We start from the raw sequence: 6,842 nt of genomic DNA on the forward strand, positions 1-6,842 counted from the left end.
CGATCTGGCAGGACCTGCTGGGCATCGAGCGGGTCGGCCGCCACGACCATTTCTTCGAACTCGGCGGCCATTCGCTGCTGATCATGCAGTTGGCGATCCGGGTGCGCGAGCAGTTCCACGTCGAAGTGCCGCTGCGCGAGCTGTTCGAACGTCCACTGCTGTCGGTGCTGGCCGATGCGATCAAGGCCTTGCAGGTCGAGGTCTTCCTCGGCGACGAACTCGGCGACATGCAGGACGAGTTGGATTCGATGTCGGAAGACGAATTGCGCAAGCTGCTGGAAAGGGAATCCGTAGATGAATAAGCAGGACCAGGCTCTGGAAGAGCTGAAACAGGCGATTTTGCGCAACCGGCTGAAGAAACGCATCGAACAGCGCGGCGACGAGGCCGCGACCACGATCCCGCTCGCCGACCGCGGCGCGGTGCTGCCCCTGTCGTGGGCGCAACAGCGGCTGTGGTTCCTCGACCGGCTCGACCCCGCCGCCAGCGCCGCCTATCACATGCCGGTGGCGCTGCGCCTGCGCGGCCGTCTCGACCGCGACGCGCTCCAGGCCACGCTCGACCGCCTGATCGCGCGCCACGAAAACCTGCGCACCCGGTTCGTCGAAGTCGACGGCGTGCCGGCCCAGGTGATCGCGCCGGGCGAGCAGGGCTTCGCCCTCGAGCGGCAGGACCTGAGCGTCCTCGACCCGCAGGCGCGCGAAACCGCCGTCGCCGAACTCGGCGCGGTCGAAGCGCGCGCGCCGTTCGACCTCGCCACCGGGCCGCTGATCCGCGGCCGCCTGTTGCGGTTGGCCGACGACGAGCACGTGCTGCTGCTGACCCAGCACCACATCGTCTCCGACGGCTGGTCGATCGGCGTGCTGGTGCGCGAAGTCACCGCGCTGTACAGCGCCTTCAGCCAGGGCCAGGCCGATCCGCTGCCGCCGCTGGCGATCCAGTACGCCGACTACGCGGTGTGGCAGCGCCAGTGGTTGCAGGGCGATGCGCTGCAGGGCCAGCTGGATTTCTGGCGCGGCCATCTCGGCGGCGCACCGGCTTTGCTGGAATTGCCGAGCGACCGGCCGCGCCCGCCGGTGCAGCGCTATGCCGGCGGCCGTGTCGACCTGCGTCTGAGCGCGCAGCTGACCACCGCGCTGCACGCGCTCTCGCAGCGCCACGGCACGACCATGTTCATGGTCCTGCTGGCGGCCTGGGCGACCCTGCTGTCGCGCCTGAGCGGCCAGGACGAAGTGGTGATCGGCAGCCCGGTGGCGAACCGCCGCCGCAGCGAAGTCGAGCCGCTGATCGGTTTCTTCGTCAACACCATCGCCCTGCGCATCGATTTCAGCGGCCGGCCCGATGTCGCCGCCTTGCTGGCCCAGGTCAAGGCCGCCACCCTCGGCGCCTACGCTCACCAGGACGTGCCGTTCGAGCAGGTCGTCGAAGCGCTGCAGCCCGCGCGCAGCCTCAGCTACGGGCCGGTGTTCCAGACCATGCTGGCGTTCAACAACACCCCCGGCAACAGCGAACTGACCTTGCCGGGGCTGAGCCTGGAGATGCTCGGCACTTCGCGCTACACCGCCCATTTCGACCTGGAGCTCGGCCTGCGCGAGATCGACGGCGCGGTCGAGGGCAACATCGGTTATGCCAGCGATCTGTTCGACCACGCCACCATCGAACGCTACGCCGGCTATTTCGTCAGGGTGCTGGAAGGCCTGGCCGCCGACCGCGGCGAACCGGTCGCGCGCCTGCCGCTGATGGCCGCGGCCGAACGCCAGCGCGTGCTCGAAGGGTTCAACGAAAGCGCGGTCGAGTTCGCGCCGCCGCGGGTGCTGCACGAGGTCTTCGAGCGGCAGGCGCGCAGCACGCCCGAGGCCTGTGCGCTGGTGTTCGAAGATTGCAGCCTCAGTTACGCCGAACTCAACCGCCGCGCCAACCAGGTCGCGCACCGTTTGATCGCGCTCGGGGTCCAGCCGGACGACCGTGTGGCGATCTGCGCAGAACGCGGTCCGGAGCTGGTGATCGGCGTGCTCGGCATTCTCAAGGCCGGCGCCGGCTACGTGCCGCTGGATCCGGCGTATCCGGACGAACGACTGGCCTACATGCTCGGCGACAGCGCGCCGCTGGCGCTGCTGAGCCAGCCGGGCCTGCTCGCCGAGGTGCCGGCGTTGTCCGCCTCCCGCGTGCCGTCGATCGACCTCGGCGACGCCGCGCTCGCCGCGCAGCCTCATCACGACCCGCTCGTGGCCGGGCTGGCGCCGTCGCATCTGGCCTACGTCATCTATACCTCCGGCTCGACCGGACAGCCCAAGGGCGTGGCGATGCCGCAGGCGCCGCTGGTCAATCTGATCGACTGGCAGTGCCGCGACCGTGCCGGTCGCGCCGCCGGCGAGAGGGTGCTGCAGTTCTCCGCGCTCGGCTTCGACGTCGCCTTCCAGGAGTTGTTCTACACGCTGGCCTCGGGCGGCTGCCTAATGCTGCTGCGCGAAGCGACCCGGCAGGACCCGTTCGCGCTGGTCGATTTCATCAAGCGCCACGAAGTGCAGCGTATCTTCCTGCCGTTCGTGGCCTTCCAGGGCCTGGTCGCGGCGGCCGAGCGCAACGGCGAAGCCTTGCCCTCGCTGACCCGCGTGGTTACCGCCGGCGAGCAGTTGTTCGTCAACCCGGCGATCCGCAGTTTCTTCGCCCGCGTTCCCGGACGCGAGCTGCACAACCATTACGGCCCGACCGAAAGCCACGTCTGCACCGCCCATGTCTTGTCCGGCGACCCGGCGGCGTGGCCGGCGACGCCGCCGATCGGCGCGCCGATCGCCAATGCGCGCATCTACCTGCTCGACGGCGAACGCCAGCCGGTGCCGCCCGGCGTCAACGGCGAGATCTACATCGGCGGCGCCTGCCTGGCGCGCGGCTATCTCGGTCGCCCCGAGCTCAGCGCCGAACGCTTCCTGGCCGACCCGTTCGTCGCCGATCCCGAGGCGCGCATGTACAAGACCGGCGACCTCGGCCGCTGGTTGCCCGATGGCACGGTCGACTACCTGGGCCGCAACGATTTCCAGGTCAAGATCCGCGGCTTCCGGGTCGAGCTCGGCGAGATCGAGGCGCGCCTGTGCGCCTGCGCCGGCGTGCGCGAGGCGGTGGTGACCGCGCGCGATGACCAGGCCGGCGGCAAGCGCCTGGTCGCCTATCTGCTTGCGGAAGAAGGTGCCGACGTATCGGCGGCGAACCTGCGCGCCGCGCTCGCCCGCGACCTCGCCGAGTACATGCTGCCGTCCGCGTTCGTGACTCTGGACGCCTGGCCGATGTCGCCGAACGGCAAGCTCGACCGCAGAGCCTTGCCGGCGCCGGACCAGTCCGCGCTCGCGCTGCGCGAGTACGAAGCGCCACAAGGCGAACTGGAGCGGACCGTGGCGCGGGTCTGGTGCGAACTGCTCGGGCTGGAACGCGCCGGCCGCCAAGACCAATTCTTCGAACTCGGCGGGCATTCGCTGCTCGCGGTGCAACTGGTCACCCGCCTGCGCGAAGCGCTCGGTGTCGAGCTGGCCTTGCGCGAGGTGTTCGCCCATCCGAGCCTGGCGGCGATGGCGGCGGTCTTGGCCGAGGCCGGCCGCGCCGACGACAGCGTGATCGTCCGCGCCGACCGCGGCGGCGCCTTGCCGCTGTCGTGGGCGCAACAGCGCCTGTGGTTCCTCGACCAGCTCGATCGCGCCGCCAGCGCCGCCTACCACATGCCGGCGGCGCTGCGCCTGAGTGGCGCGCTCGACCGCGGCGCGCTCAAGCGCACCCTCGACGGCATCGTCGCGCGCCACGAAAACCTGCGCACGAGTTTCGTCGACGGCGGCGGCATGCCGGTGCAGGCGATCGCGCCGGCCGAGGTCGGCTTCGCCCTAATCGAACACGACCTCAGCGCGCTCGCCGCCGAGGCGCGCGAGGCCGAGGTGACGGCATTGGCCGAGCAGGAAGCGCAGGCGCCGTTCGACCTGGCCACCGGTCCGCTGATCCGCGGCCGTCTGCTGCGCCTGGCCGAAGACGAGCACGTGCTGCTGGTCACCCAGCATCACATCGTTTCCGACGGCTGGTCGCTCGGCGTGCTGGTGCGCGAAGTCAGCGCGATGTATGCGGCGTTTCACCAGGGCCGCGCCGACCCCTTGCCGGCGCTGCCGATCCAGTATGCCGACTACGCCTTGTGGCAGCGCCAGTGGCTGCAGGGCGAAACCCTGCAGGCGCAGCTGGATTTCTGGCGCGAACACCTGCGCGGCGCGCCGGCCTTGCTGGAGCTGCCGGCCGACCGTCCGCGCCCGCCGCTGCAGAGCTATGCCGGCGACCGCGTCGCCCTGAGCCTGTCGCCGGAGCTGACCGCGTCCTTGCGCGCTCTGTCGCAGCGCCACGGCACGACCTTGTTCATGACCCTGCTGGCGGCGTGGTCGGTGCTGCTGTCGCGTTTGAGCGGGCAGGACCAGGTCGTCGTCGGCAGCCCGGTCGCCAACCGCCAGCGCGCCGAACTCGAGCCGCTGATCGGTTTCTTCGTCAACACCCTGGCGCTGCGCGTCGACCTCAGCGCGGCGCCGAGCGTGGCCGCGCTGCTGGCCCAGGTCAAGGCCACCACCCTGGACGCGTACGCCCATCAGGACGTGCCGTTCGAGCAGGTGGTCGAAGCGCTGCAGCCGGCGCGCACCCTGAGTTACAGCCCGCTGTTCCAGAGCATGCTGGCGTTCAACAACACCCCCGACGGCGGCGCCCTGGAGCTGCCGGGGTTGACGCTGGAAGCGATCGGCGGTGCCCGCCATACCGCGCATTTCGACATCGAACTGGCGGTCACCGACGCCGGCGCCACCCTCGAAGGCAATCTGGCCTTCGCCACCGACCTGTTCGAGCGCGCCACCATCGAGCGCTACGCCGGACATTTCGTCCGCCTGCTCGAAGCCATGGCCGGCGACGAGGCGCGCACCGTCGACGCCTTGCCGCTGCTCAGCGCGGAGCAGCGCGAGCAGGTGTTGCGCGGCTTCAACGCTACCGACGCCGACTACCCGCACGAGCGTTGCATCCACGAGCTGTTCGCGCAGCGCGCGGCCGAGCGGCCGACCGCGATCGCCGCGCGTTTTCGCGGCCGCCGCCTGAGCTACGCCGAACTCGACCGCTGCGCCAATCGTGTCGCTCATCGCCTGATCGCTTTGGGCGTGCAGCCCGACGACCGCGTTGCGATCTGCGCCGAGCGCGGCCTGGAACTGCTCGTCGGCGTGCTCGGCATCCTCAAGGCCGGCGCCGGCTACGTGCCGCTGGACCCGCAGCATCCCGACGAACGCCTGGCCTTCATGCTCGCCGACAGCGCGCCTCGCGCGCTGCTGGCGCCGGCCGCCTTGCGCGAATCCACCGTTGCCCTGGCCCAGGCCGAGGCCGCGTTCGTGGCCATGGACGGGATCGCCGATGCGCAGTCGCCGTCGCCGCTCGACCTTGCGCCCGACGTGGCCGGGCTCGGTTCGCGCCATCTCGCCTACGTGATCTACACCTCCGGGTCGACCGGCTTGCCCAAGGGGGTGATGGTCGAGCACCGCAGCGTGCTGCGACTGGCGATCAATAACGAATGCGCGCAGTTCGGCGTCGACGAGGTGATCGGCCTGTGCGCGAACCCGGCCTTCGACGCGTCGACCTGGGAGCTGTGGGGCGCCTTGCTCAACGGCGCGCGGCTGGAGGTAATCGCCGCCGCCGATGTGCTGGATCCGGCGCGTTTCGCCGCGGCCCTGATCGACGGCGGCGTAACCGCGCTGTGGCTCACGGTCGGCCTGTTCAACGAATACGCCGATGCCTTGGCGCCGGCCTTCGCCGGATTGAACCACCTGCTGATCGGCGGCGACGCGCTCGACCCGCGCAGCGTCGCGCGCGCGTTGAGCCGCGCCCAGCGGCCGCGGCGCCTGGTCAACGGCTACGGCCCGACCGAGACCACCACTTTCGCGACCAACCACGAGATCGCCGCGGTCCCCGACGGCGCGCGCAGCATTCCGATCGGCAAGCCGATCGCCAACACCCGCGTCTATCTGCTCGACCCGCGCGGCGAGCCGGTGCCGGTCGGCGTGACCGGCGAGCTGTACATCGGCGGCCCCGGCGTGGCCCGCGGTTATCTCAACCGCGACGAACTCAGCGCCGAACGTTTCGTCGCCGACCCCTACAGCGACGAGCCGGACGCGCGCCTGTACCGCACCGGCGACCTCGGCCGCTGGCGCGACGACGGCAGCATCGAATTCCTCGGCCGCAACGATTTCCAGGTCAAGATCCGCGGCTTTCGCATCGAACTCGGCGAAATCGAAGCGCGCCTGGCCGCTTGCGAAGGCGTGCGCGAAGCCGTGGTCGTCGCGCGCGAAGGCGAGGGCGGCGACAAGCGCCTGGTCGCCTATGTGATCGCCGAGGACGCCGTCGAGCTGTCGGCGGCGGCGCTGCGCGAGCGCCTGGCCAAGGGCCTGGCCGACTACATGCTGCCGTCGGCCTTCGTCAACCTGACGGCGTGGCCGCTGACCGCGAACGGCAAGCTCGACCGCAAGGCGCTGCCGGCGCCCGACGCCTCGGCGGTGGCGGCGCGCGAGTACGAGGCGCCGCAGGGCGACACCGAAACCGAGGTCGCGGCGATCTGGTGCGAGCTGCTCGGCCTGCCGCGTGTCGGCCGCCACGACCATTTCTTCGAACTCGGCGGCCACTCGCTGCTCGCCGTGCAACTGACCACGCGCCTGCGCGAAAGCCTGGGCGCGGCGCTCGCGCTGCGCGATGCCTTCGGAGATCAGCACCGTATCGATCGGCAGGGCGACGCCGGCCGACTGGTAGGTCTCCATCTTGGTGCCGAGCATGGCCTGGGCGTACTGCTTCACTTCGTCGTAGC

Annotated in this window: 2 protein-coding genes; both read left to right on the top strand. The window is 70.5% G+C overall.

Annotated features, from left to right (window positions below):
- A partial coding sequence (locus ACSAMQ_RS19495) for a phosphopantetheine-binding protein (RefSeq protein WP_435397249.1) occupies window positions 1-302 on the top strand: 302 nt, incomplete at its 5' end.
- Window positions 295-6,842: amino acid adenylation domain-containing protein (locus tag ACSAMQ_RS19500; RefSeq protein ID WP_435397250.1), on the top strand; the 6,548-nt coding region annotated here is incomplete at its 3' end. The genes ACSAMQ_RS19495 and ACSAMQ_RS19500, both read left to right, overlap by 8 nt.

This window comes from Lysobacter sp. 1R34A (assembly GCF_051217035.1).
GTDB lineage: Bacteria > Pseudomonadota > Gammaproteobacteria > Xanthomonadales > Xanthomonadaceae > Lysobacter.